Below are 22,076 nucleotides of genomic sequence, written 5' to 3' on the forward strand. Positions count from 1 at the left end.
CAGCCCATCCTCTCCTTAGAGTTTTGCAAGCCCGAATTTTACGAGATCGAAATCGATCCCTGGTCCGGCTCGCCGGCCAGGACCGTGCGATCCCCTCCGGCCTTCTTGGCCGCGACCATCGCGTCGTAAGCCGCCCCGACAAAGGAGGAGACGTCCATCTCCTTGGAGAACTTCGCCACGCCGACGCTCAGGGAGATGGAGTTTTCCCTGTCGAAGGGGCCATTCCGGGCCATCTCCCGAACGACGTCCGCCAACTGGCAGGCGGCGGACTCCTGCTGCGGCGTCAGGATCACGAACTCGTCCCCGCCCCAGCGTCCCAGGAAGTCCGTTGGCCGAAGTACGTTTTTCAGGGCCGTCACCAGGGCCTTCAAGGCCCCGTCGCTGGCCGTGTAGCCCCGCACCTCGTTGAAGCGCCGGAAGTCGTCGACGTCCATGAAGAGAAGGGAGAGCGACCCCCGGTAACGGGCTGCCCGCTCGAGCTCCTTCACCAGCACCTGCTCCATCCCCTCCCGGTTCAGGAGCCCCGTCGTGCGGTCCGTCACCGCGACCCGCTTCAGCTGCTCCTGGGTGCGATGGAGCAAAGTAGCGTCCGTACAGGTCAAAAGCAGGGCGTCCGTTCCCTCCCACGTCACGGGACGGGCGCGAAGGTCCAGCCAGAGCATCTCTCCCCGGCTCGTTTCCGCCCGAAGCTCGAGGGCCCCCTCGCCGGCGCGCAACACCTCCTGCAGACGGTCGGGGAAGCCGTCGTTCAGGGGGTCGTCCGCCAAGGGCAGCTCGTTCAGCGGTTTGTCGACGAAAAGGGCCGGGTCCAGTCCCAATGCCTCGCAAAAACGCCCGTTCGCCGCCAGGCAGGCTCCAGCCCTGTCAACGAGGAGCAGCATGTCGGAGACGGCGTTCAGCAACTCCATCGCCGAGGTGGGCTTCGGTGCCTCTCCGGCCCCGGACGAGGGCGATGGGGAGTCCCCGTCCGGGGCAGCCGCCGGCGGAGCCATGCGCAATACGGCTCCCGCGACATTTTCCTGGGCGGAAAACAAAGGGGAGGCCGTAACTTCCCAGAGGCGTTTCCCCTCCGCATGGACCTCGACCAGTTCCATCCCCCCCGAGCCTCCGAGCAGCGCGGACGAGAGGAGGTCGTGGAGGGAACGGTCAACCGAGTTGGACGCCGGCGGATAAGGGGCGCCCACCACGCAGTCGTGTCCGAGGAACCGCTTCGCCGCCGCACGATAACCGCGCGAGGCGTAGAGAAGCCTTCCCTCCCCGTCCAGGACGCAGCACAAAAGCCCCGGGCAGCCGTCCAGCACCCTCTCCCAGACCTCCGTTTCTCCGGAGGGGGGCCGAACGACCTTTTCCGTCACATCGACGCCGATCACCTGAATCGCCTTGATTCCTCGAAAGACCGAGGGCATGAGCTCCGCCTCGACCCATACCCGGGACTCGTCGGGAAGGGAAAGGGCCAGTCGGGCGGAGACTTTTTTTCGGGACGCCTCCAGAAGCAGTTCCTTCAATTCTTCCGTACCGCCGGGGGGGCACAGGGACCAGAGCGACGCCGTCCCCGCCCCTCCCGGGTCGACGCCCCAGAACCTCTCCACGCAGCGGTTGCAGGCCAGGATGTTTCCGTCGATTCCCACGATGAGGAGCAGGAAGATCCCACTCTCGATCAGGCCCCGATAGTTGTGCTCGATCTCGCGCAGGGCCCCCTCCTCGCGCTCGAAACGCATTCCCCTGCGCTCCAGCTCGACCATACGCCGGTAAAGGGATCCTCTCTCGTTTTCCATGGACTGACGACGAGCTGTCGGATCCGACCATTCCGTCGGCATGGGCAACATTCCTTTCCCCAAAAGGCCGTTCGCCGCAGCGGCGTCCTGACGGCCTTCCGTTTCTCACTCCTATCCGCAATACATTTTCGTGCATTGCCCGATATCGGCAGCATCCCACCGCAAAAGACATGCCGGAAGGCCTCAGAGCCTTTTGGGAAACCAGCCCCCCGTACAGCGCTTCACGTCGGACACCGTGACAAAACCATCATGTGCAAAAAGGGCCTGGACCGCCTGTACGTCGTGCCGCCTGCAGAATATCTCGACGATCAGCCTGGGACCATTGCGCCCCATGCCCCGGATCACCGTGGCGCCCAGCCCCCGGCCCCTCACGGCCTCTATCGCCGCCTGGGCGGACGGCCCGTCCTCGAGGATGACCTCGATCAGGATAAATGTGTTCATCAGCTTTTCCTCGAGCCAGGACCCCACGTAGTTGCCCGTGGCGAACCCACCGCAGTAGAAGAGCAGTTCCCAAACGGTGAGCCTCTTTCCCCCTCCCAGGATGAAGCCCAGGACCATCATGTAGATCATGACCTCGACGAACCCGATACAGGCTGCGACGAAGCGCTGCCCCTTCACCAGGAAGAGGATACGAATCGTATTGCAGCTGACATCCAAAATGCGGGCGCCAAAAATCATCAAAAGCCCCAGGATTCCCACCGCGGCCCCTCCCTTCCTCCCGCAGCGATCGAGCGGTCATACCCCCGATGCAGGGCCCATCTTAACATAAAACCGTCCCGCACGATAACACCGCGAGGACGGTCCGGAAGCGTGGGGCGGTGCCGGGTCGGTCAGGACTCCCTGTCCATCCTGTCGAGCCGGCGTTTCAGCCGCCCGTATCGCTCGGGGTCCAACGGCCTGCCGCCGTACCAGACCTCCTCGAACTCCAGGACGAAGAGCCGCGCCGTTCCCCGGAGCGGCTCGTCCAGAGAGGAGACGAATTCCTCCAGCCCCACGGACCTGCGGCGCGGGATCCCGCGCCTCTTCATCAGGCTCTCGAACCGCTCCAGCAACGACCGGCACGGATCCCGGCGACGCCTTTTCCAGACGAGGGTCAGGACGAATATGGCGACCGACAGGCCCGCGAAGCCCAACCCAAGCCGCCCCCACCGCAAAAGGGCCTCCGAGGACACCCGAAGGGAGGCGCGCGGATTGCGAAAGAGCTCCCCCAGGACCGAGACCCACTCGCTCTGGGTCCTGGCGTTGTAGCTCACGAACACCCTGCTCCATTGGTAGTCGAGGAAGTCCCAGAACTCCCACCATCCGCCGGGGTCCTCCGACGTCCCACCGCCGCCCGCATCCCCCGTGGGAGTGGGGTCGATCCGCACCCAGCACCCAGCACCCCGATCCCAGGCCTCGACCCAGACGTGGGCCTGACGCTCCCGGACGGAGTAGTACCCGCCGGCCCGGTTGTAGTCCCCTCCCCGATAGCCTCCGACCAGCCGGGCGGGCACGTTGGCCATGCGCAGCATCACGGCGGCCGCGGAGGCAAAATACTCGCAGTTTCCCCGCCTGACGTCGAGGACGAACCGCTCCAGCGCATCCGGTCCCCGCACCAGGTTTTCGAGGGACCAGAGATAGCCGCCGCGCATGAAATGGGCCTCGACCGCATTCATCCGCCCCCTGTCGTCGGAGATCCCCGCGGTCAGTTTTTCCGTCAGGTCCCTCATGGCCGGAGAATAGTCGGAGGGGAGCTCCAGAAAGGTCTCCTCGGCCGAGTCGGAAAGGGTCCCCGGAATCGGGGAGGGGGTGGAGACGGCCTCGTAGCGGACGGCGGTGCCCGCCGCCCGTCTCCAGAACGTTCCATTTCCCAGGCCCATTGCGCTGCCGAGGCCGACCGAGATCGGGCGGTCCAGCGCGAAGAGCCAGCGGTGCCCCCCCGGCTCCATGAGGATCGTCTGACGCACCTGCGGAACATCCCCGCGCGGGCGCCCCCAGCCCCCCTCGCGCTCCCTCAGGTCGACGTCCCAGCCCGTACCCGAGAAATGCGAGAGCACGACGCCCCGCCAATAGAGGAACTCCGGGGCGATCTCCCCCGTCTCCGCGCGGAAGGAAAGGCGGTCGGTCCGCTGTATCGCCCCCACCTCTCCCAGGCGAAGCCTCTCGGAGAATCCCGTCAGGGCCGAACGGTCCATGCCGCCCTGCGGGCGAAACATGGGACGGCCCGACCGGGGGATCACGAAGAAGAACAGCAGGCACAGGGGAAGCATCAGGAGAAACATCCCCAGGGCGCGGGAGACGAGCCGTTTTGCGTCGGAAAAGGACAGCCGCGCCCCGGGCTCCCGCCTCATCCAGGCGGACAGCATCAGGATCAGGGAGGCACAGTATCCCATCCCCAGGCAGACGGCGAGGAAGAGCTTCTCCACGGACAGGAGGGCGTAGACCACTACCGCCCCCAGGGACAGAAGCGCGATCTGGACGTACTCCCGGGAGGTCTTGCGCTCGAACAGGCGAAGGAGGAATAGAAGCAGGATGGCCTCGAGGAAGGGCTCCGCCAGGTACCGCCGATTCATCCGGGAAAAGACGGCGACGAGCAGAAGGGCGACGACGCCGAACGACAGCAGCCCCGGCGGACGCGTCAGCCCCGAGACCTCCGCCAGCGGCCAGATCAGGAGCGTGGCCCCAAAGACCAGGGCCGTCCCCCAACCGATGCCGTCCTGCACCATCAGGAAGCACAGAAGGGCACATGCGCCCGACAGCAGCTTCAGTGCCGTTTCGACCGCCAGGGTGCGCTCCGCCGTTCGGGACAGGGAGGTCATCACCGCTCCTCACCGCCCCGGGCGGGGGCATAGAGGGCCAGGCGTCCGAGGAGCTCGAGGCGGGCGGCCCGCCCCGGAGCGGGAGGGGTCATAACCCCCCGGTCCTTCAGCCCTATGGGGACGCCCTCCCTCCCCGCCTCGAGGGCCCTCCCCGCCGCAATGGAGAGCCCGCGTTCCACGCCGTTCCTCACGAGAGCGTCCAGGTCTATCGTGCGCCCCGAACGGACGTGCGGGGTCTCGAACAGGCGCGTGCGCAGCTTTCCGGTGCGGGCGGAGATCTTCCAGTGAATGCGGTTTACGGGATCGCCGGCCTGATAGGGCCGAACGCCGGCAACCTCCTCCGCATCGAGCGGCGCTCCGACGGGACGGTCCTCCTCCTCGTCGGGCCTGCCCTCGTCGGCCCAAACGGACGAGGGCCGTTCGGGAAGCGGGGTGGGGAAGACCAGCGCTCCGGACTCCGGGGGCGTGTGCCCCCATCGGACGAAGAAGTCGAAGGGGTATGCGGAGGCCACATCCAGGGCAAGGGCCGCCCGTCCCCGGCGGGGCAGGGTCATCCATACGCTGCGGGACGCGGTCTCTCCCCGGGGAACGATCCCGAAAAAAGCACGAACGGGCTCCTGAAGGCCGTCCCATTCCCCCACCGGGCGCGCGGAGACCTCGATCATGTGGATCGAGGCGAAACGACGCCGGTTCCGCGCCTTGACGACAAGCCTGAAGGGCCGCCCCGCATAGATCTCGTCGGGCAGCTCCGCCCACGCCTCGGCCCCCATGACGTTGCGCCATCCCGCGACGCCCGAGGCCAGCAGGTAGCCCAACATCAGGGACGTCACGAGACAGAGCAGGTTGTTCCCGCTGTTGACGGAGACCACTCCCAGAACGATGGTCAGGACGACATGGACCACGCCCGCCGTCCTGAATCGAATCACAAGAGTTTCTTTTCTCCGGGGCCTCGGTCCTCTGCGCATCCGCATCAGGGGATGGGCACAACATCCAGGATGGACTGGAGGATCTCGTCCCGGGACGACGAGCTCCCGGCCGAAGGCTGAAGGCGGTGCGCCAGGATCTCGGGCGCCAGAAAGCGGACGTCCTCGGGGACGACGTAGTCCCTCCCCCGCATCCAGGCCAGGGAACGGGCCACCTGCAGGGCCATCATGGCACCGCGCGGGGACACGCCGCACTCCAGCTGCGGATGGGTCCGGGTCCTCTCCGCAAGGTCCAGGACGTAGTCCAGGATTCGGTCGTCGACCCGGACGTCCCGTTCGATCCTGCCCTGCAGCGCGACGATCTCCTCCGCGGTGAACAGGGAGGGAAAGGAGAAGAGATCCTGCCGCTGGGATCCCAGCCTTAAAATTTGCCGTTCCGCATCCCTGGAGGGATAGCCGACGGACGCCTTGACCATGAAGCGGTCCATCTGCGACTCCGGGAGCGGGAAGGTTCCGGCATGTTCGACGGGGTTCTGCGTCGCGATGACGAAGAAGGGCCGCGGCAGCGCGTAGCTCGTCCCGTCCACGGTGACCTGCTCCTCCCCCATGGCCTCCAGCAGTGCGCTCTGCGTCTTGGGGGTCGCCCGGTTGATCTCGTCCACCAGCAGCAGGTTGTTGAACACCGGGCCGGGGTGAAACTCGAACTGCCCCGTCTCGGCCTTGTAGACGCTCAGGCCCGTGACGTCGGTCGGCAAGAGGTCGTTGGTGCACTGCACCCGTCCGAACCGCATCCCCAGGAGGCGCGCCGCAGCCAGGGCCAGGGTCGTCTTGCCCAGCCCCGGCAGGTCCTCCAGAAGAAGGTGTCCCCCCGCGAAGACACAGGCAAGAAGCCGTATGAGGACGGCCTCCTTGCCGTGCAGAATGAGGGAAAGCTGCCGGAGGGCCTCCGCCACCCTCGGGTTGGCGGCCTCAAAGGAATATCCCTGATCGCTCATCGAAAAACCTCCAGAAAAACGCTTTTCACCCCGGACCGAAAAGACTTCTTCCAGGCCCAAAAGGCCCCCCGCCGCGAAGGTCTCCAAGGCCTCTTCGGGACGGCGAGACGACCGGCAGGGCGACATTCCAGCCGCCTCACGATTTTAACACTCCTTTCCCCCCTACACAGTGCGGCCGATGGAGCGGGATTGGGGCTCCGGCCCTTTCCTTCCCCCTCGAATTGCGCTAATATGACTCATTGTAATCGAAAGTACAGGGGAGGCTTCGGCCTTTCCCCGAAAATTCCCCAATGGGAACAAGGATGGTACCTCGATGGAAAGGATGGTACCCCAATGGAAAGATCGAACGAGAGATACAGGCTCGGGGATTTCGTCATCGGCGACGGACGCCTGACGGTCCTGGCGGGGCCCTGTTCGCTGGAGAGCCCGGAGCTGGGCCTCGAGGTCGCGCGGACGATGAAGGACCTCTGCGAGGCCCGCGGCCTGCCCTACGTCTTCAAGGCCTCCTTCGACAAGGCGAACCGTACCTCCCTGCGCTCCTGGCGCGGTCCCGGCCTGGAAAAGGGCCTGGAACAGCTCGCGCGGATCAGGGCGGCGGCGGGCGTCCCCGTGGTCACGGACATCCACGAGAGCTGGCAGGCAGAGCCCGTCGGGCGCGTCGTGGACATCGTTCAGATCCCCGCATTCCTGTGCCGCCAGACCGACCTTCTCGTCGCCGCCGCCGCTACGGGGAAGATCGTCAACATCAAGAAAGCGCAGTTCCTGGCCCCGGAGGACATGGCCCACGCCGCCGCGAAGTGCCGGGAGGCGGGCAACGACCGCGTTCTGCTGTGCGAGCGCGGTACGACGATGGGCTACCACCGCCTGGTCGTGGACATGGCCGGGCTGGTCTCGATGCGGGCCCTGGGGTATCCCGTGGTGTTCGACGCCACGCACAGCGTCCAGCGCCCCGGAGGGCTCGGCGGCTCGAGCGGCGGGGACCGTACTTTGGCCTTGCCGCTCGCCCGGGCGGCGGCGGCCGTTGGGATCGACGCGCTGTTCGTCGAGACGCATCCCTCTCCCGAGGACGCCCGAAGCGACGGCCCGAACATGATCCCCTTGAGCGAGATGGGCGTCTTTCTCGATCAGGTGCTCGCCATTCACAACGCCCGCCGCGCCGCGGCAGGGGGAGCACGATGAGCGCCATCCTGCCGTGCGAGCGCCCCGGGGAGAGCTTCTCGGACGAGGACCTGCTGCGTTCCGGCAGAGAACTCATCCGCACCGAGGCCGCGGAGCTGCTGCGCGCCGCGGAGCGGCTGGGGCCCGAGCTGGTCCGGGCGGCGCGCGCCCTCTACGGATGTTCGGGGCGCGTCGTCGTCGTCGGGCTGGGCAAATCCGGGCACGTGGGGCGCAAGATCTCGGCGACCCTGGCCTCCCTGGGCACCCCTTCCTTCTTTCTCCACGCCGCGGAGGGCTCCCATGGGGACCTGGGGATGGTCCGCAGCGAGGACGTGGGGCTCTTCGTCAGCAACAGCGGGACGACGAGCGAGGTGCTGGCCCTTCTGCCCCATTTCCGCAGGATCGGAGCGACGATGATCGCCGTGACCGGACGTATGGACTCCCCCCTGGCGCAGCACTCGGACATCGTCATCGACTCCGGGGTGGAGCGGGAGGGCGATCCCCTGCAGCTCGCCCCCATGAGCAGCACGACGCTGCAGCTCGTGATCGGGGATGCCCTGGCCGCGATGGTGACGCAGCTGCGCGGCCTGCGCCGCGAGGACTTCGCCCTGTTCCACCCCGGAGGGACCCTGGGACGGCGCCTGCTGACGCGGGTCCGGGACGTCATGGGCGGCCCCGACCAGCTGCCCGTGGTGCGGCGCGGCGTTCCGGTGAAGGAAGCGCTCTTCGCCATCACCAGCAAGAACTACGGGGCCACCTGCGTCGTGGACGAACGGGGCGGACTGATTGGCATCTTCACCGACGGGGACCTGCGGCGTCTGATGGAGAGAAGGGGGGCCGAGGCCTTCCGGGTTCCCATCGAGGAGGCGATGACCCCCAACCCCAGGACCATCGCCCCGGACAGCCTGGCAGCCGAGGCCGTGCGTGTCATGGAACGCATGGAAATCAGCGTGCTCGTGGCCGTCGAGGACGGCCGCCCCGCGGGGATGGTGCACATCCACGAGCTTCTGAAGGCCGGTGTGGCTTAAACCTCGCCCTCCTCAGGGCCCCCCGGCCGACCACACCTGCATATTTCTTGAAGAGAGGAACTTCATGAAACTACGAAGCGCATATAAAATACTGGGCGTCATCCCCGCCCGTTACGCCTCCACCCGCCTGCCCGGCAAGGTTCTGGCGAATATCTGCGGCAAGCCCATGATCCAGCACGTCTACGAGCGGGCCCTGCGGGCGCTCTGCCTGACGGGGCTCGTCGTGGCGACGGACGACCGGCGCGTGTTCGAGGCCGTCCGCTCCTTTGCGGGCGATGGGGCCGCGGTGATGACGTCGCCGGAGCACCCCAACGGGTCGAGCCGCGCCGCGGAGGTTTTGAAGAGCCGGGACGCCGACGCCGTGATCAACATCCAGGGCGACGAGCCCCTGCTGGACCCGGCCATGATCGACGAGGTGGCCGAGGCCCTTTTCTCGGGCCCCGACGTCGTCTGCTCCACGCTCTGCCGCCCCATGGAGGCGGAGGCGGACCGCTCGAACCCCAATGCGGTCAAGGTGGTGCTGGGGCAGAACGGCGACGCGCTCTACTTCAGCCGTTCCCCCATCCCCTACCCGCGCAGCACGCCCCGCGTCCCCGTCTACGAGCACATCGGCATCTACGGTTACCGGTCCGGCTTCCTCAAACGCTACGCGGAGCTCCCCATGACGCCCCTGGCGGAGACGGAGTCGCTGGAACAGCTCAAAATCCTGGAACACGGATACAGGCTCCGCGTCGCCGTGACGCGCTGCGGCGGCTCGGGACCGAGCGTCGACACCGCGGAGGACCTGGAGGCGGTGCGGCGGATGCTGGAAAGGACAAAAAAACCGTGACGGCGGCGATCCGGAATACAGCTGCAATGGAGACCTCCGAGGATATCGTCATGGATATCTCCGGGGAGACCATTCATGTCGCTCTGCCCGACCATGATGCGACGGGAGAGTATTCCCGGCATGCGGGCGTCGTCATGCAATCCATCTTCGATAACACGCAGAGGTCCGTCTGCGTCCATATCCTCCACGACGAGCCCCTGACGGACAGGAACAGGAACAATTTCAAGGCCGTGGCCGAATCCCACGGGCAGCAGGTCGTCTTTGACGACGTCAGCTCCCTGCTTGCCCGGATGGGGCAGAGCGCCTCCCGGTTGACGACGCTCTCCCGCTACTCCGTCGGGGCCCTTTTTCCGATCCTTGTCCCCTGTACGCTGACGGCGGACAGGGCGATTTACCTCGACAGCGATATCGTCGTCAACCTGGATATCGGAGAGGTCTGGGATATCGACATGAAGGGCAGGGCCCTCGCCGGGGTGCGGGACGACTTCCTTTCCTCGAGACGGCGCCGTTTTCTCTCTCCCGAGGCCCTGTCGGCACGCCTCAACGGATGCGACCTTTCCGGCTACGTCAACTCCGGCATGCTGGTGTTCGACTTGCGCAGGCTCCGGGACGAGGGCAGGGAAAATCTCCTCGAGGCCTGTTCCCTGTGGTTCGAGCGTCACCGGCACACTGCAAGGTACCTGGATCAGGATTTCCTCAACGCCCACTTCAAGGGCGACATCACGTTCGTCGACGAACGCTTCAACCGACACGGCTCAGCCGGGGACACCGAAAACGCCGTCATCCACTATACCGGCCCGGTGAAGCCCTGGAACGGGATGTTGGGCCGTTCAAAGGAGCTGCCGTACTGGCTGTATTTTTCCAGGACCCCCTGGGCGCAGCCCCTGGAGGAGGTCCTTGTCCGTAACATGATGGAGGCGGCCATGGGTTCCCCCAACATGCATCCCCACGTCTCGCGCTGCTATAAAAAGATACTTTCCCGCCTGCGCCGGGATCTCCTCCGCTGGGTTTCCCGGGCCGGGACCTGGACGGCGATTCTGTGCGCGGAGTCGCTTTGCAGATTGAAAGGGCACTTCGAATCAAAATGACTATGAATGAGGACCGCAGGGGGCCCAAAGGTATCCGGGAGGCCCCGTTGGAACGACACACTCATGGAGCTCGGGAACTCATGGACGGGGGCTCGGAACGGACGGCCGAAAATGACGTCGTCCACGTGGTCCTTGGGGTTTATGATCCGTCGGGGACCTACTCCCGACATGCCGGGGTGGTCATGGCCTCCATCTTCGAGAAAACGCGAAGCTCCGTATGCGTGCATATCCTGCACGACCGGACCTTGACCGACGAAAACAGGGACAAGCTGCAGCGAGTCGCCGATGCTTATGCCCAGGAGGTTCGATTCGAGGATGTCTCCCAAGCCATCATGGGAGTCGGCGACACGGCGCTGGCCCGGGGCGAGAAGATCCTTTCCCGAGGCGCTCTTTTCCGCATCCTCATCCCCTCCCTGCTCTCGGAGGAAAGGGTCATCTACCTGGACTGCGACGTCCTCGTCAATCTGGACGTCAGGGAGCTTTGGGACGTTCCTCTCGAGGGACGCCTTCTGGCCGGAGCGTTGGACTATCCCCCCCGAAAGGCCAAACGATCCTTCTCGGCCGAGGCGCTCCGCCTGCGACTGATAGGCTCCCGTATCTCGGAATACGTCAATTCCGGCGTTCTTCTGATGGATCTGCGGCAGATCAACCGGGAGCTCGATCTGGCGGCAAGCGCCGCCCGGTGGTATCCGCGCTACGGGCACCAGATCAGCCATGCCGATCAGGACTTTATCAACTCCTTGTTCCGCGGCAGGATCAAGATTCTGGAGGACCGCTTCAATAAGCGGGACCTGGAGGGGGATGTGGAGGACGCCATCGTCCACGCCATCCGCCACCCCAAACCATGGGAGGGGTTCCGCGGGACGCCTCTGGAACGTCTGTACTGGAACACCTATCTGAAGACTCCCTGGGGGAAGGATCAATCGAGGGAAGCCCTGATCGATCTCCTGATCGGCGTTGCCGCCCGTTCTCCGCTCACGCACCGACATACGGGACAGTGTTACGGGAGGGTATTCACGCGTCTTTGGCGCGACATCCTGTGCAACGACAAGTTCTCCATCCTGTGGGTACTCCTGAAGGAGGGGCTCCATTGCGTATCCGCATCCCTCCGCCCCGACCGACATCGACATTCCAATGCAGGCGTCCCGGAAGATCCCCGCTCCGTGCGTTAAGGAGGATGTGCTGACGTGATAGCGGACAAATTTTTTCTCGTTACCGGTGGCGCCGGTTTTATTGGCAGCAACCTCACGCATCATCTCCTGGAACGGCGTGCCGGCGTCGTCGTACTGGACAGCCTGACCTACGCCGGACACAAGGCATCCCTTGCAAGGGCGTTTGAAGATCCCCGTTTTACCTTCGTCGAAGGGGATATCGCCGATGCGGAGTTGCTTCGCAGCCTTTTCGAGCGATACCGTTTCGCCGGAGTCCTCAACCTGGCGGCGGAATCCCATGTGGATCGCTCCATAGACGCCCCCTCCGCCTTCATCAGGACCAATATCGAGGGGACCTTCCGCCTGCTGGAGGCGGCGCGTTCCTGGCTGGACGGCCTGGACGGGCGGAGCGATGAAAAGGCGGCGTTCCGTTTCCTGCATGTCTCGACGGACGAGGTGTTCGGCTCCCTGGGGGATACGGGCCGCTTTTCCGAATCGGACCCCTACGCCCCCAACTCTCCCTACGCCGCTTCCAAGGCAAGCGCGGACCACCTGGTCCGCGCCTGGCACCGCAGTTACGGACTGCCGACACTGACCACAAATTGTTCCAACAACTATGGGCCTTATCAATTTCCGGAAAAGCTGATCCCGCACATGATCCTCTCCATCCTTCGGGGCGGAGAGCTCCCGATCTACGGGGACGGCAGGAACGTCCGCGACTGGCTCTACGTCGCCGATCACTGCAGCGCCCTGGCGGCTGTCCTGGAGCACGGACGTCCTGGAGAGAGCTACAACGTGGGAGGAAACTGCGAGCGCTCCAACCTCGAGGTGGTGAACCTCCTCTGCGATATCCTGGACGAGCGGCGCCCCGGGAAGGATGGACGCTCCCACAGGGAGCGCATCCGTTTCGTCCCGGACCGTCCGGGCCACGACCGCCGCTACGCCATCGACAGCTCGAAAATCCGAAGGGAGTTGAACTGGAAACCGGAACACGCATTCGAATCCGGGATCCGCGCAACCGTTTCCTGGTACCTGGAAAACGAGGCCTGGCTGCAATCCGTCACGAAGGATTATCAGCTGAAGCGCCTGGGCATGAGGGGGCCGTCATGATAAGAAAGGGAATCATCCTGGCCGGAGGAAGGGGAACGCGGCTGTACCCTCTGACCCTGGCCGTCAGTAAACAGCTGCTGCCGATTTACGACAAGCCCATGATCTATTACCCCCTGACGACCCTGATGCTGGCGGGGATACGCGACATTCTGCTGATCTCCTCCCCCGAGGACATCGATCAGTATCGGAGGCTTCTGGGAGACGGTTCGCAGCTGGGGATCAGCCTGAAATACCGCATCCAGCCGCTACCTGAAGGGCTGCCCCAGGCGTTTCTGCTGGGGGAGGAGTTTCTCGCCGGCGAGGGCGCGGCCTTGATCTTGGGGGACAACGTCTTTTATGGCTCCTCTCTGAGCGAGATGGTTAGAAACGCCGCCGCTCTCGAGTGCGGCGGCACCGTGTTCGCCTATCGGGTCAAGGACCCGGAGCGCTATGGCGTCGTCGAGTTCGATGAGAAGGGGAAGATCCTGAGTCTGGAGGAGAAGCCCTCCCGGCCTCGGTCGCATTACGCCGTCGTGGGACTTTATTTTTTCGACGAAACGGTTGTCGGGAAGACGCGGCGGCTCTCCCCCTCCGCTCGTGGAGAACTCGAGATCATGGATCTGATCCGGCTTTACCACGACGAGGGGAGCTTGCGGCTGGAGCCGATGGGACGTGGTTTCGCCTGGCTGGACACGGGAACGCACGAGGCCCTCTCCGAGGCGGGGACCTTCATTGAGGTCGTCCAGAAGCGCCAGGGTCTGATGATCGCCTGTCCGGAGGAGATCGCCCTGCGCAGCGGCTGGATCGCGAAGGACAAGCTCCTTTCCACGATCGAACGTCTCCGGGGTACGGATTACGCCCGGTATCTGGAAGGTCTCCTGTGAGGGAGGGAATCGAAAGGGCCCGCGTCTCTCGAACCTCCGAGCTCTGCTTACCCGATGCGCTTTTCGTTGCAGTCGTGTCGTAGTCGTATTGTAGTCATGTTGTAGTCGTATGGGAGGACTGAAATTCGCTGTGCTGCAGGACATAAAAACACGGGCCGCAAAGCCCTCCGTGTTGGGAAGGGTCTCGTTCATCGAGGCGCTTCGCGACGTCCCCTTCGAGATCAGACGCGTGTACTATTCCTATGGCGTGGAGCCCGGCGGCGTGCGGGGAGGACATGCGCACAAGGCCCTGAGGCAATTTCTGGTCTGCGTGAACGGGGCCATCGAGGTTTTTCTGGACGACGGCCTGGGCAGGACGGAGACCTTTGTTCTGAACACCCCCGAAAAAGGTCTGTTCCTCGGGCCCGACCTGTGGCACACCATGCGTTGGATCGAGAGGGACAGCGTCCTGTTGGTACTGGCTTCCGATCATTACGATGAATCCGATTACATTCGCGACTACGACACGTTTGTCTCACGAATGCAATCATTCGATGGGAGGCGATTGCAGTGAAGGTCCCCGCAAATACCCTGAGCCCCCAGTTCGAGCTTTTTCGCGAAGAGTATCTCGAGGCGGCCGGCCGGGTGCTTCGCTCCGGTTGGTACGTCCTGGGGAAAGAAGTGGAAGCCTTTGAGGAGGAATTCGCCCGCTTCACGGGAAGCCGGCACTGCGTGGGCCTGGCCTCGGGATTGGACGCGCTCGTCCTCTCGGTGCGCGCCCTCGACATCGGTCCGGGGGATGAGGTCATCGTCCCGTCGAATACCTATATCGCCTCCGTCCTGGGCATCACGGAGCGCGGCGCCACCCCTGTTTTCGTGGAGCCCGACGAATTTTACAATCTCGATCCCCTGCGGATCGAGTCAGCCATCACGAAACGCACCCGGGCCATCATGCCGGTCCACTTGTACGGCCAGCCCTGTGATATGCCCTCCATCCGTACCGTGGCTGAAAAATATAAACTCTTCATCATCGAGGACTGCGCTCAGAGTCACGGAGCCTCGGTGTCGGGAAGGATGACGGGGTCCTGGGGGACCATCGGCTGCTTCAGCTTTTTCCCTACCAAGAATCTGGGGGCCTTCGGAGACGCCGGAGCCGTGGTCACGGATTCCGATGAGATTGCCCAGCGCATCCGCCTCCTGAGAAACTACGGCAGCATCCAGAAGTACGTTCACGAAATCGAGGGGGTCAATTCCCGCCTGGACGAACTCCAGGCCGCGCTGCTCCGCGTGAAGCTCAGGCACCTGCCTCAGCTTCAGCAGGGACGTCAACGGGTCGCCGATCATTACAGAAGTGCCATCACCAATCCCTCGATCGGGCTCCCCAGGGTCAGAGACAACGTCGAGCCCGTGTGGCATCAGTTCGTCGTCGCATCCGATAAGCGGGACGCTCTGCAGCGCCACCTGAAGGACGCGGGGATCGGCACTCTGATTCACTACCCCATTCCGCCGCACCTCAGTCGGGCCTATTCCCGCCTGGGTTTCGGAAAGGGCGATTTCCCGATCGCGGAACGCTGTGCGGACACGGTGCTGAGCCTGCCCGTATATGACGGGATATCTCCGGCCGAGATAGATTATGTCTGCGCCGCCATCAATGACTTTGCATAGTCGAGAGGTTTCCCTCGAGCGCCCCGCGAAGAAGCCGCTGCGCGTCGCCTTCCTGCTCCGCGACGCCGGGGAGGGCGGCGCGGAGCGATCGTCGCTGAGGCTCGCCAACGGGCTGGCACGCAGAAACGTGGAGGTGACGCTCCTCCTTCTGAGGGTGCGCGGCCCGCTCCTGGATTTCATCGATCCCGCCATAAGGACCGTGGACCTGCACGGCTCCTTTCTCCGCCTGCTGCAGGAGCTTCGCGCCCGCCCCACGGACTTTCTCCTGCCCGTCTACACATCCATGCGCGCGCTGTTGGCGAAACGGATGCTGGGGGGCCCCTTCAGGGTCGTCCTCTCGCAGCGCAACATGTTCACGATGGACCGGGGCCCACTGCAGACGCGCCTGCGTTTTCTGCGATGCCGCCTGCTTTACCCCGCAGCCTCCGCCTGCGTCTGCATCTCGAACGGGGTGGCCGGGGAGATGAGAGGGCTGCACCTCCTTCCTCCCGACCGCATCCGCGTCATCTACAACCCCGTGGTGACGGACGAGCTGCTGGAGGAGGCCCGGGCTCCCGTTCCGCACCCCTGGCTGGCTCCCGGAGAGCCTCCCGTCGTCCTCGGCGCGGGGCGCCTCGGGGACCAGAAGGACTTCGCAACGCTCGTGCGCGCCTTCGCCCTCCTGGCCCGGGACCTTCCGGACGTGAGGCTGATCGTTTTGGGGGAGGGAAAACAACGCAGAATGCTGGAAAGGCTGATCGAGGAGAAAAACCTGACCGGCCGCACCCTGTTGCCCGGCTACTCGCCCAATCCCTACGCCTGGATGTCCCGTGCCGCGGTGTTCGCCCTGACCTCGCGCTTCGAGGGGTTCGGCAACGTCGTGGCGGAGGCGTTGGCCTGCGGCTGCAACGTTGTCTCGACCGATTGCCCGAGCGGTCCGTCCGAGATCCTGGACGGCGGACGGTACGGCCGGCTGGCGCGGGTCGGGGACCCTGAGGACGTGGCCCGCGCCCTCAGGGAGGCCCTGTCGCATCCTCTGCCGTTCGAGGACCTGCGCGGGCGCGCGGCATTTTTCTCCGAGGAGCGGGCGGCGGAGGCCTGGCTGGAGCTCTTCCGCGACCTGGCGTAACGGGCCCCCAGCGAATTTCACCGGGACGGTTTTTGATACAATACGGACGCGCCGGCCCGTTTTCCGGCAACCGGCACGGAACGCGCGCCGGCCGAGCAAAAGGTAAAAGAACGAAACGGAAAAATCGATCACGAGGGCAGGACGATGCCCGATGCCCTCCTCCGAGGTCCGACATGCAGAACAGTCTTCAGACAACGCAGGCTTTGCTGGATTTCCTTCGCTCCCACAGAACGTCCGAGGTCGCCGTCGCGGTCCTGGGGGATGTGGTGCTGGACCGTTACCTCTTCGGCGCGACCTCCCGCGTATCGCGCGAGGCTCCCATCCCCGTGGTCGTCTGTGGGGCGGAGACCGATAACCTGGGCGGCGCCGGAAACGTCGCAGCGAACCTTCGAGGGCTTGGCTGCCGGGTCCTCCTGTCGGGGACCGTGGGGAACGATCCCGGGGCGGAACGGGTCCGAGTCCATTTGCAGGAATTGAACATCGAGTCGGAGCTCCTCGCCCGCCCCGGTCCGACCCTGACGAAGACCCGGCTGCTCTGCGGCGGCCAGCAGGTGGCACGGTTCGATCACGAGACGGTGACGCCATTGACGGATGCCCAGATGGAGAGGGCCCTTCGCTTTCTGGACCATGCCGCCGCGGAGGGGGCCGGAGCCCTTATCCTCTCCGATTACGGCCTGGGATTCTGCACCGACGGGCTGTGCACGGCGGCGATCGCACGGGCGAAAGCGCGGGGCATCCCCGTGTTCGTCGACCCCCGGGGCTCCGATTGGTCGAAATACCGGGGGGCGGACGTCGCGACCCCCAACCTGGGGGAGCTGGCGGCCGTCCAGGGTTCCCCCATCTCGAACGAGGACGACAGCGTCGCGTCGGCCGGGGGGGAGGTTCGGCGCCGTTACGGCATCGGACGCCTCCTCGTGACGCGCTCCTCGAAGGGGATGAGCCTGCTCGGCGACGAGCCCCTTCACATCCCGGCGAGGCCCGTCGAGGTGTTCGACGTCAGCGGTGCCGGGGACACCGTCATCGCCGTTCTGGCCGCCTTTTCCGCTGCGGGGTTCGACATGGAGTCCGCGGCCCGCATGGCCAACGAGGCGGCGCAGTTCGTCGTCACCCGGTCCGGTACCTATCCCATCTCCGCCCAGGAACTGCTGGACGAGTGCGCCCGCGAGGCGCGCCTCACGAGCCCCATCGTCGGCGCCTCCGAGGCAGCGGCGCAGGTCCGCGCCTGGCAGGAAGAGGGGCTGCGGGTGGTCTTCACCAACGGATGCTTCGACGTACTCCATGCCGGACATCTGGACAGCCTGCGCCGGGCCCGCGCCCTTGGAGACCGCTTGGTCGTGGGGCTCAACAGCGACCGATCCGTCAGGGCCCTCAAGGGTCCGTCCCGTCCCGTCAACACGGAGGGGAACCGCGCGCTCCTCCTGGCCGCGCTGAGGCCCGTCGATCTGGTGGTCGTGTTCGACGAGGATACCCCGGCGGCCCTGCTCTCGGAGCTGAGGCCCGACGTGCTGGCGAAGGGCGGCGACTATCGGGCCGAGGACCTCCCGGGCCGGGAGTTCGCGGACGAGGTCGTCATTCTGCCGCTCGTCGAGGGGCTTTCGTCGACGGGGATTCTGGAGCGCGGAGCGCCGCGCTAAGAACGACCGGGAGGAACAGGACAAGGCCGGCCCGCGCTTTGGAGGTCCCAAGGCGCGGGCCGGCCTTTCATTCGCCGAGCCTCGGATCCTACAACCCTGCGAGGAAGGCCATCAGCAGCCCTCCGGCGAGGACCGAGCCTATCTGTCCGGAGACGTTGGCCCCGACGGCCTGCATCAGGATGAAGTTGTTCTTGTCCTCGGCCGTGGCCATCCTCTGAATCACCCGCGAGGACATGGGAAAGGCGGATATGCCCGCCGCGCCGATCATGGGGTTGATCTTCCGGCGCAGGAAGAGGTTGAGGACCTTCGCCGTCACGACCCCCGCCGCGGTGTCCAGCACGAAGGCCACCAGACCGAGCCCCATGATGCCCAGGGTCATCGGCCTCAGGAAATCCTCGCCCGTCATCTTGGTGGAGATGGCGAGCCCCAGGAGGATGGTCACGATATTCGCCAGCTCGTTCTGAGCCCCCTTCGCCAGGCGGTCCACGACGCCGCTCTCGCGCAGCAGATTCCCGAACATCAAGAAGCCGATCAGGGCCGCCGACGCAGGGACGAGGAAGCCGGAGATCAGGGTGACCAGGATGGGAAAGAGGACCTTCTTTCGTTTGGAGACCGGTTTTTCATGGTACGGCATGGCGATGCGCCTCTCGGCCGCGGTGGTCAGCAGACGGATCACCGGCGGCTGAATGATGGGCACCAGCGCCATGTAGGAGTAGGCCGCGACGGAGATCGACCCCAGAAGCTGCGGCGCGAATCGGTTGGCGACGTAGATGGACGTGGGGCCGTCCGCGGCCCCGATGATGCCGATGGACGCAGCCTCCCTGAGGTCGAAGAACCCCGTGGCGTAGGCCAGCCCCATGGTCAGAAAGATTCCGGCCTGGGCCATCAGGCCGAAGATCATCGTGACCGGCGTCTGAAAAAGGGGCGTGAAGTCGATCATGGCCCCAACGGCGATAAAGACCAGGAGCGGGAACATCTCCGTCTGGATCCCCATCTCGAAGAGCCGGCTGATCGCCCCCACCTCGACGCCGTTCCCCACGACGTGCGTCAGGGCGGACGAGAGCGGGATGTTCACCAGCAGGGTGCCGAACCCCATGGGGAGCAGAAGAGAGGGCTCGTATTCCTTGACCGTGGCGAGATAGATCAGCAGGAGCCCCACTCCGACCATCACGACCTGCTGCCAGGTCAGGGCGGAGAGTCCGTGAAAGAGTTCCATCGTGATTCCGAGAGCCTCCTAAAAAAGTATAGAGAATAGATTTATTGTACGATACGCCCGGCATCCGAAAGGCTGCGGGGACCTGCGGCGTTCAATAGGCCAGCTTGTAGATCTCCAGGACGTCGTTCGCATCGAGGGACTTCAGGACTCCGAAGTTTCCGCGGGCAGAGGCATTGGCGGCCAGCCGCGCGATGTCCGCCTCCCCGATGTTCAGCTCCCGAAGCGTGGTGGGGGCCCCTACGGAACGGAAAAAGTCCTCCAGCAGATCGATTCCCTCGACCGCCCGCTCCTCCTCCGAGCCGTCGAAGACGTCGAACACGGCCTCCGCGAGACGCGCAAAGGGCGCCGGATGCCGTTTGCAGAGGTAGCGGGCCCAGGCCGGCATCATCACGGACAGGGAGGCCCCATGGGGAACGTCGAACAGGAGGCTGAGCGAATGCCCCAGCTTGTGGGAGGAGAAGTCTCCGCGGGCCGCGCGTCCGCAGGAGAGCGCGCCGTTGTGCGCCAGAGAGCCGGCCCAGGCGTACTCCGCGCGCGCGTCGTAGTCCTCGGGCTCCTCCAGCAGGTCCGGGATCAGGCGGGTCATGCTTCGGAGCAGGGCGTATCCCTGTTCGTCCACCAGCTCCACCCCCTCGTCGCCATCCAGAACGCGCTCCAGGACGTGAGCCATGATGTCGATGCCGCCGTAGACGGTCTGGGTCTCGGGCAGGGAGAACTGGAAGGACGGGTCGATGGCCGAGACGCGGGGGTAGAGCAGAGGGCTGTTCATGGAGGTCTTCGCCTCCTTCTCGGGGTTCGAGACGACCGCGATGCCGTTGACCTCGCTGGAGGTCGCCGAGGCCGTCAGCACACCGAAGATCGGCAGGGCCCGCTCCACCTCCCTGCCCTCGAAGAAGTCCCAGGGATCCCCGTCGTAGCAAGCTCCGGCTGCGACGGCCTTGGCGGAGTCGAAGACGCTGCCCCCGCCGACCGGCACGATCGCGTCAACCGGGGACGCCTTGATGCGCGCCACGGCCTCCCGGACCTTGTCGATCCTGGGATTCGGCCTCACACCGCCAAGTTCGGGAAAGGCAATGCCCTTCTTCGTCAGGGCATCGGCCACCTGAGTGTAGACGCCGTTCTTGAAGATCGCCTTGCCCCCATAGAGCAGAAGGACGCTCTCGACCCCGGCGGCCTCCAGCTGATCCGCAAGCTGGAGGACCGTCCCCCGGCCGAAGAGCACGATCGTTGGGTTCCACCACGTAAAGTTTTTCATCTCTCCGCGACCTCCCCGGGAACGGGGTCCCGCTCCCGATCCGATTTGCCGGGCTCCGCCCCCCTGCCGTCGCAGCGGTCGAACCCCATTTTTTTATAGTATCGCAGCAACAGGAAAAACGCCAGGATTCCCCCGCCCATATCCAGAGCGGGGAAGCAGGCCCAAACCCCCTTCACGCCCCAGAACTTCGGCAGGATGAGGATTGCGGGGATCAGCATCAAAAACTGACGCGACAGTGAGAGCAGGAGCGACAGCCTGGCGCGTCCCAGCCCCTGGAAAAAGCTGTTCGCGATCAGGGCGATGCCCGAGAACACGACCCCGGCATAGGCGATGCCCATCCCCTCGGAGGCCAGGATCAGAAGGTCGGGATCCGCCGTGAAGAAGAGCATCATCTCGTTCACGAAGAGGCGGACGATCAGGACGCTCCCGACAAAATAGCCGGTCGCGAGGATCAAGGCCCATTTCAGGGCTTCCAGCACACGTCCCAGGAGCCGCGCGCCCCAGTTGTAGCCGAAGATGGCCTGAACGGCCTCCCCGAGCCCGATGACCGGCAGAAACAACAGCGAGTCCCAGCCCAGAAACGCTCCGAGCGCCGAGACGGCGATGGGGCCGCCGTAGGTATTCATGGAGCGGTTAAAGAGAATGAAGAACACCGAGAAGGAGACCTCGGTCAGGCAGGGCGGGAACCCCAGGGCGAGGATGCGCTTCAGGACGTCGAAGCGCGGAATGCAGCAGGACGAGCGGATACGCAGGCAGCCTCCATACCGCCAATAGAACGAGGAGACCCAGAGCACGCTCAGCATCTGGGAGAGGATGGTTCCCCACGCGGCCCCGGCGATGCCCCACCCCCATCTCCAGATGAAGAGGGCATCCAGGATGGTATTGGAGATGGCCCCGATGACCTGCGTCCCCATGGCGAAGAGCGGCCGACCCTCGGCCTGCACGCAGAAGTTCATCGCAAACGAGAGCATCGCGGCGGGGACCCCCATGAGGATGATCCGCATGTACTCCCGGGCCATGGGGAGCAGTTTCTCGTCCGCCCCGCTCAAGCGGAGCAGGGAATCGGTCTCCAGCATGCCGAAGACCATCAGGATGACGCTGAGGATGAGGATGGACGAGACGACGTTCCCCAGCACGAGCTCCGCCCGCTCCGGGTTCCGCTCGCCCAGTGCGCGGGAGATCAGGGGTAAAGCCCCGATTCCGAACAAAAAGCACAGGGAAATGAGGATCAGCATGAAGGGGAAGCAGACGCTGATGGCGGCGAGCCCCTCGGGGCCCACGACCCGTCCGACGAACATGCGGTCCACGATGTTGTACAGGGAACCGGCCAGCATCCCCGCGATCGACGGCAGCGCAAAGGCCACGATCAGTTTCAGCACGGGCTCGCGCCCCATTCGCTCCGGTTGGAGCATCTCGCTTACCCCCTCGAAGGCTCAGAAAAGATACTTCAAAAATCCGTCAGCCTATAATATCACAATAAAAAATTCTCATTGGCCCGTGA

General features: G+C 64.9%; 19 protein-coding genes. 11 read left to right on the plus strand and 8 right to left on the minus strand.

The genetic code is table 11. The features are described 5' to 3' along the window. Nucleotides 1-38: 38 nt before the first annotated feature. The 5 genes from Q0176_RS03260 to Q0176_RS03280 form a co-directional block, all read right to left on the minus strand. The gene (locus Q0176_RS03260; RefSeq protein ID WP_299299179.1) at nucleotides 39-1,817 is read right to left on the minus strand and encodes a diguanylate cyclase; all 1,779 of its coding nucleotides are present in this window, start codon (nucleotides 1,815-1,817) and stop codon (nucleotides 39-41) included. Between the two features lie 141 nt (nucleotides 1,818-1,958). Further along, nucleotides 1,959-2,474 carry a DUF5698 domain-containing protein gene (locus Q0176_RS03265; protein ID WP_299299181.1) on the minus strand — a complete coding sequence of 172 codons (516 nt, stop codon included), beginning with the start codon at nucleotides 2,472-2,474 and terminating at the stop codon, nucleotides 1,959-1,961. A 131-nt stretch (nucleotides 2,475-2,605) separates the two neighbouring features. Then, nucleotides 2,606-4,573: a DUF3488 and transglutaminase-like domain-containing protein gene (locus Q0176_RS03270; RefSeq protein ID WP_299299215.1), complete on the minus strand. Its 1,968-nt coding sequence runs from the start codon at nucleotides 4,571-4,573 to the stop codon at nucleotides 2,606-2,608. Further along, complete coding sequence (locus tag Q0176_RS03275) at nucleotides 4,573-5,499, minus strand: DUF58 domain-containing protein (protein ID WP_299299183.1); 927 nt, start codon at nucleotides 5,497-5,499, stop codon at nucleotides 4,573-4,575. The genes Q0176_RS03270 and Q0176_RS03275 overlap by 1 nt, the downstream gene beginning before the upstream one ends. A gap of 44 nt (nucleotides 5,500-5,543) precedes the next feature. Continuing rightward, nucleotides 5,544-6,491: a MoxR family ATPase gene (locus Q0176_RS03280; protein WP_299299185.1), complete on the minus strand. Its 948-nt coding sequence runs from the start codon at nucleotides 6,489-6,491 to the stop codon at nucleotides 5,544-5,546. A gap of 333 nt (nucleotides 6,492-6,824) precedes the next feature. On the opposite strand from Q0176_RS03280, the gene kdsA reads away from it, so the two are divergent. From kdsA to Q0176_RS03335, 11 genes are all read left to right on the plus strand, one after another. Then, nucleotides 6,825-7,670, plus strand: coding sequence for a 3-deoxy-8-phosphooctulonate synthase (gene kdsA / locus Q0176_RS03285; RefSeq protein WP_299299187.1), 846 nt, complete (start codon nucleotides 6,825-6,827; stop codon nucleotides 7,668-7,670). Continuing rightward, the gene (locus Q0176_RS03290; protein ID WP_299299189.1) at nucleotides 7,667-8,677 is read left to right on the plus strand and encodes a KpsF/GutQ family sugar-phosphate isomerase; all 1,011 of its coding nucleotides are present in this window, start codon (nucleotides 7,667-7,669) and stop codon (nucleotides 8,675-8,677) included. Before kdsA ends, Q0176_RS03290 begins: the two co-directional genes overlap by 4 nt. A gap of 64 nt (nucleotides 8,678-8,741) precedes the next feature. Beyond that, nucleotides 8,742-9,506 carry a 3-deoxy-manno-octulosonate cytidylyltransferase gene (gene kdsB, locus Q0176_RS03295; RefSeq protein ID WP_299299191.1) on the plus strand — a complete coding sequence of 255 codons (765 nt, stop codon included), beginning with the start codon at nucleotides 8,742-8,744 and terminating at the stop codon, nucleotides 9,504-9,506. A 26-nt stretch (nucleotides 9,507-9,532) separates the two neighbouring features. Then, complete coding sequence (locus Q0176_RS03300; RefSeq protein ID WP_299299193.1) at nucleotides 9,533-10,594, plus strand: glycosyltransferase family 8 protein; 1,062 nt, start codon at nucleotides 9,533-9,535, stop codon at nucleotides 10,592-10,594. A gap of 47 nt (nucleotides 10,595-10,641) precedes the next feature. Beyond that, entirely contained in the window at nucleotides 10,642-11,766 is a 1,125-nt protein-coding gene (locus Q0176_RS03305; RefSeq protein WP_299299195.1) for a glycosyltransferase family 8 protein, read from the plus strand. 15 nt (nucleotides 11,767-11,781) lie between these two features. Further along, nucleotides 11,782-12,855, plus strand: a complete 1,074-nt coding sequence (rfbB, locus tag Q0176_RS03310; RefSeq protein ID WP_299299197.1) for a dTDP-glucose 4,6-dehydratase — start codon at nucleotides 11,782-11,784, stop codon at nucleotides 12,853-12,855. After that, nucleotides 12,852-13,718, plus strand: coding sequence for a glucose-1-phosphate thymidylyltransferase RfbA (gene rfbA / locus Q0176_RS03315; RefSeq protein WP_299299199.1), 867 nt, complete (start codon nucleotides 12,852-12,854; stop codon nucleotides 13,716-13,718). Before rfbB ends, rfbA begins: the two co-directional genes overlap by 4 nt. A 130-nt stretch (nucleotides 13,719-13,848) precedes the next feature. Further along, the gene (locus tag Q0176_RS03320; RefSeq protein ID WP_299299201.1) at nucleotides 13,849-14,271 is read left to right on the plus strand and encodes an FdtA/QdtA family cupin domain-containing protein; all 423 of its coding nucleotides are present in this window, start codon (nucleotides 13,849-13,851) and stop codon (nucleotides 14,269-14,271) included. Next, nucleotides 14,268-15,362 carry a DegT/DnrJ/EryC1/StrS family aminotransferase gene (locus tag Q0176_RS03325; protein WP_299299203.1) on the plus strand — a complete coding sequence of 365 codons (1,095 nt, stop codon included), beginning with the start codon at nucleotides 14,268-14,270 and terminating at the stop codon, nucleotides 15,360-15,362. Before Q0176_RS03320 ends, Q0176_RS03325 begins: the two co-directional genes overlap by 4 nt. After that, nucleotides 15,349-16,470: a glycosyltransferase gene (locus tag Q0176_RS03330; RefSeq protein ID WP_299299205.1), complete on the plus strand. Its 1,122-nt coding sequence runs from the start codon at nucleotides 15,349-15,351 to the stop codon at nucleotides 16,468-16,470. Before Q0176_RS03325 ends, Q0176_RS03330 begins: the two co-directional genes overlap by 14 nt. A gap of 173 nt (nucleotides 16,471-16,643) precedes the next feature. Continuing rightward, nucleotides 16,644-18,104 carry a bifunctional heptose 7-phosphate kinase/heptose 1-phosphate adenyltransferase gene (locus tag Q0176_RS03335; protein ID WP_299299207.1) on the plus strand — a complete coding sequence of 487 codons (1,461 nt, stop codon included), beginning with the start codon at nucleotides 16,644-16,646 and terminating at the stop codon, nucleotides 18,102-18,104. A gap of 88 nt (nucleotides 18,105-18,192) precedes the next feature. Here the strand turns inward: Q0176_RS03335 and Q0176_RS03340 are convergent, their stop codons facing one another. The 3 genes from Q0176_RS03340 to Q0176_RS03350 form a co-directional block, all read right to left on the minus strand. Then, entirely contained in the window at nucleotides 18,193-19,320 is a 1,128-nt protein-coding gene (locus Q0176_RS03340) for a sodium ion-translocating decarboxylase subunit beta (protein WP_299299209.1), read from the minus strand. A 91-nt stretch (nucleotides 19,321-19,411) separates the two neighbouring features. Further along, nucleotides 19,412-20,575, minus strand: a complete 1,164-nt coding sequence (locus Q0176_RS03345) for an iron-containing alcohol dehydrogenase (RefSeq protein ID WP_299299211.1) — start codon at nucleotides 20,573-20,575, stop codon at nucleotides 19,412-19,414. Next, the gene (locus Q0176_RS03350; protein WP_299299213.1) at nucleotides 20,572-21,987 is read right to left on the minus strand and encodes an MATE family efflux transporter; all 1,416 of its coding nucleotides are present in this window, start codon (nucleotides 21,985-21,987) and stop codon (nucleotides 20,572-20,574) included. The genes Q0176_RS03345 and Q0176_RS03350 overlap by 4 nt, the downstream gene beginning before the upstream one ends. Nucleotides 21,988-22,076: the final 89 nt, after the last annotated feature.

The organism is uncultured Fretibacterium sp. (assembly GCF_938040765.1).
In the GTDB taxonomy this organism is placed as follows: Bacteria; Synergistota; Synergistia; order Synergistales; family Aminobacteriaceae; genus CAJPSE01.

Excerpts from the sequence above, each read along its gene's own strand:
- Q0176_RS03260 (WP_299299179.1), bottom strand. The coding sequence starts at position 1,817 with ATGCCGACGGAATGGTCGGATCCGACAGCTCGTCGTCAGTCCATGGAA.
- Q0176_RS03270 (WP_299299215.1), bottom strand. The coding sequence starts at position 4,573 with ATGACCTCCCTGTCCCGAACGGCGGAGCGCACCCTGGCGGTCGAAACG.
- Q0176_RS03280 (WP_299299185.1), bottom strand. The coding sequence starts at position 6,491 with ATGAGCGATCAGGGATATTCCTTTGAGGCCGCCAACCCGAGGGTGGCG.
- kdsA (WP_299299187.1), top strand. The coding sequence starts at position 6,825 with ATGGAAAGATCGAACGAGAGATACAGGCTCGGGGATTTCGTCATCGGC.
- Q0176_RS03290 (WP_299299189.1), top strand. The coding sequence starts at position 7,667 with ATGAGCGCCATCCTGCCGTGCGAGCGCCCCGGGGAGAGCTTCTCGGAC.
- kdsB (WP_299299191.1), top strand. The coding sequence starts at position 8,742 with ATGAAACTACGAAGCGCATATAAAATACTGGGCGTCATCCCCGCCCGT.
- Q0176_RS03300 (WP_299299193.1), top strand. The coding sequence starts at position 9,533 with ATGGAGACCTCCGAGGATATCGTCATGGATATCTCCGGGGAGACCATT.
- rfbA (WP_299299199.1), top strand. The coding sequence starts at position 12,852 with ATGATAAGAAAGGGAATCATCCTGGCCGGAGGAAGGGGAACGCGGCTG.
- Q0176_RS03330 (WP_299299205.1), top strand. The coding sequence starts at position 15,349 with ATGACTTTGCATAGTCGAGAGGTTTCCCTCGAGCGCCCCGCGAAGAAG.
- Q0176_RS03335 (WP_299299207.1), top strand. The coding sequence starts at position 16,644 with ATGCAGAACAGTCTTCAGACAACGCAGGCTTTGCTGGATTTCCTTCGC.
- Q0176_RS03340 (WP_299299209.1), bottom strand. The coding sequence starts at position 19,320 with ATGGAACTCTTTCACGGACTCTCCGCCCTGACCTGGCAGCAGGTCGTG.
- Q0176_RS03345 (WP_299299211.1), bottom strand. The coding sequence starts at position 20,575 with ATGAAAAACTTTACGTGGTGGAACCCAACGATCGTGCTCTTCGGCCGG.
- Q0176_RS03350 (WP_299299213.1), bottom strand. The coding sequence starts at position 21,987 with ATGCTCCAACCGGAGCGAATGGGGCGCGAGCCCGTGCTGAAACTGATC.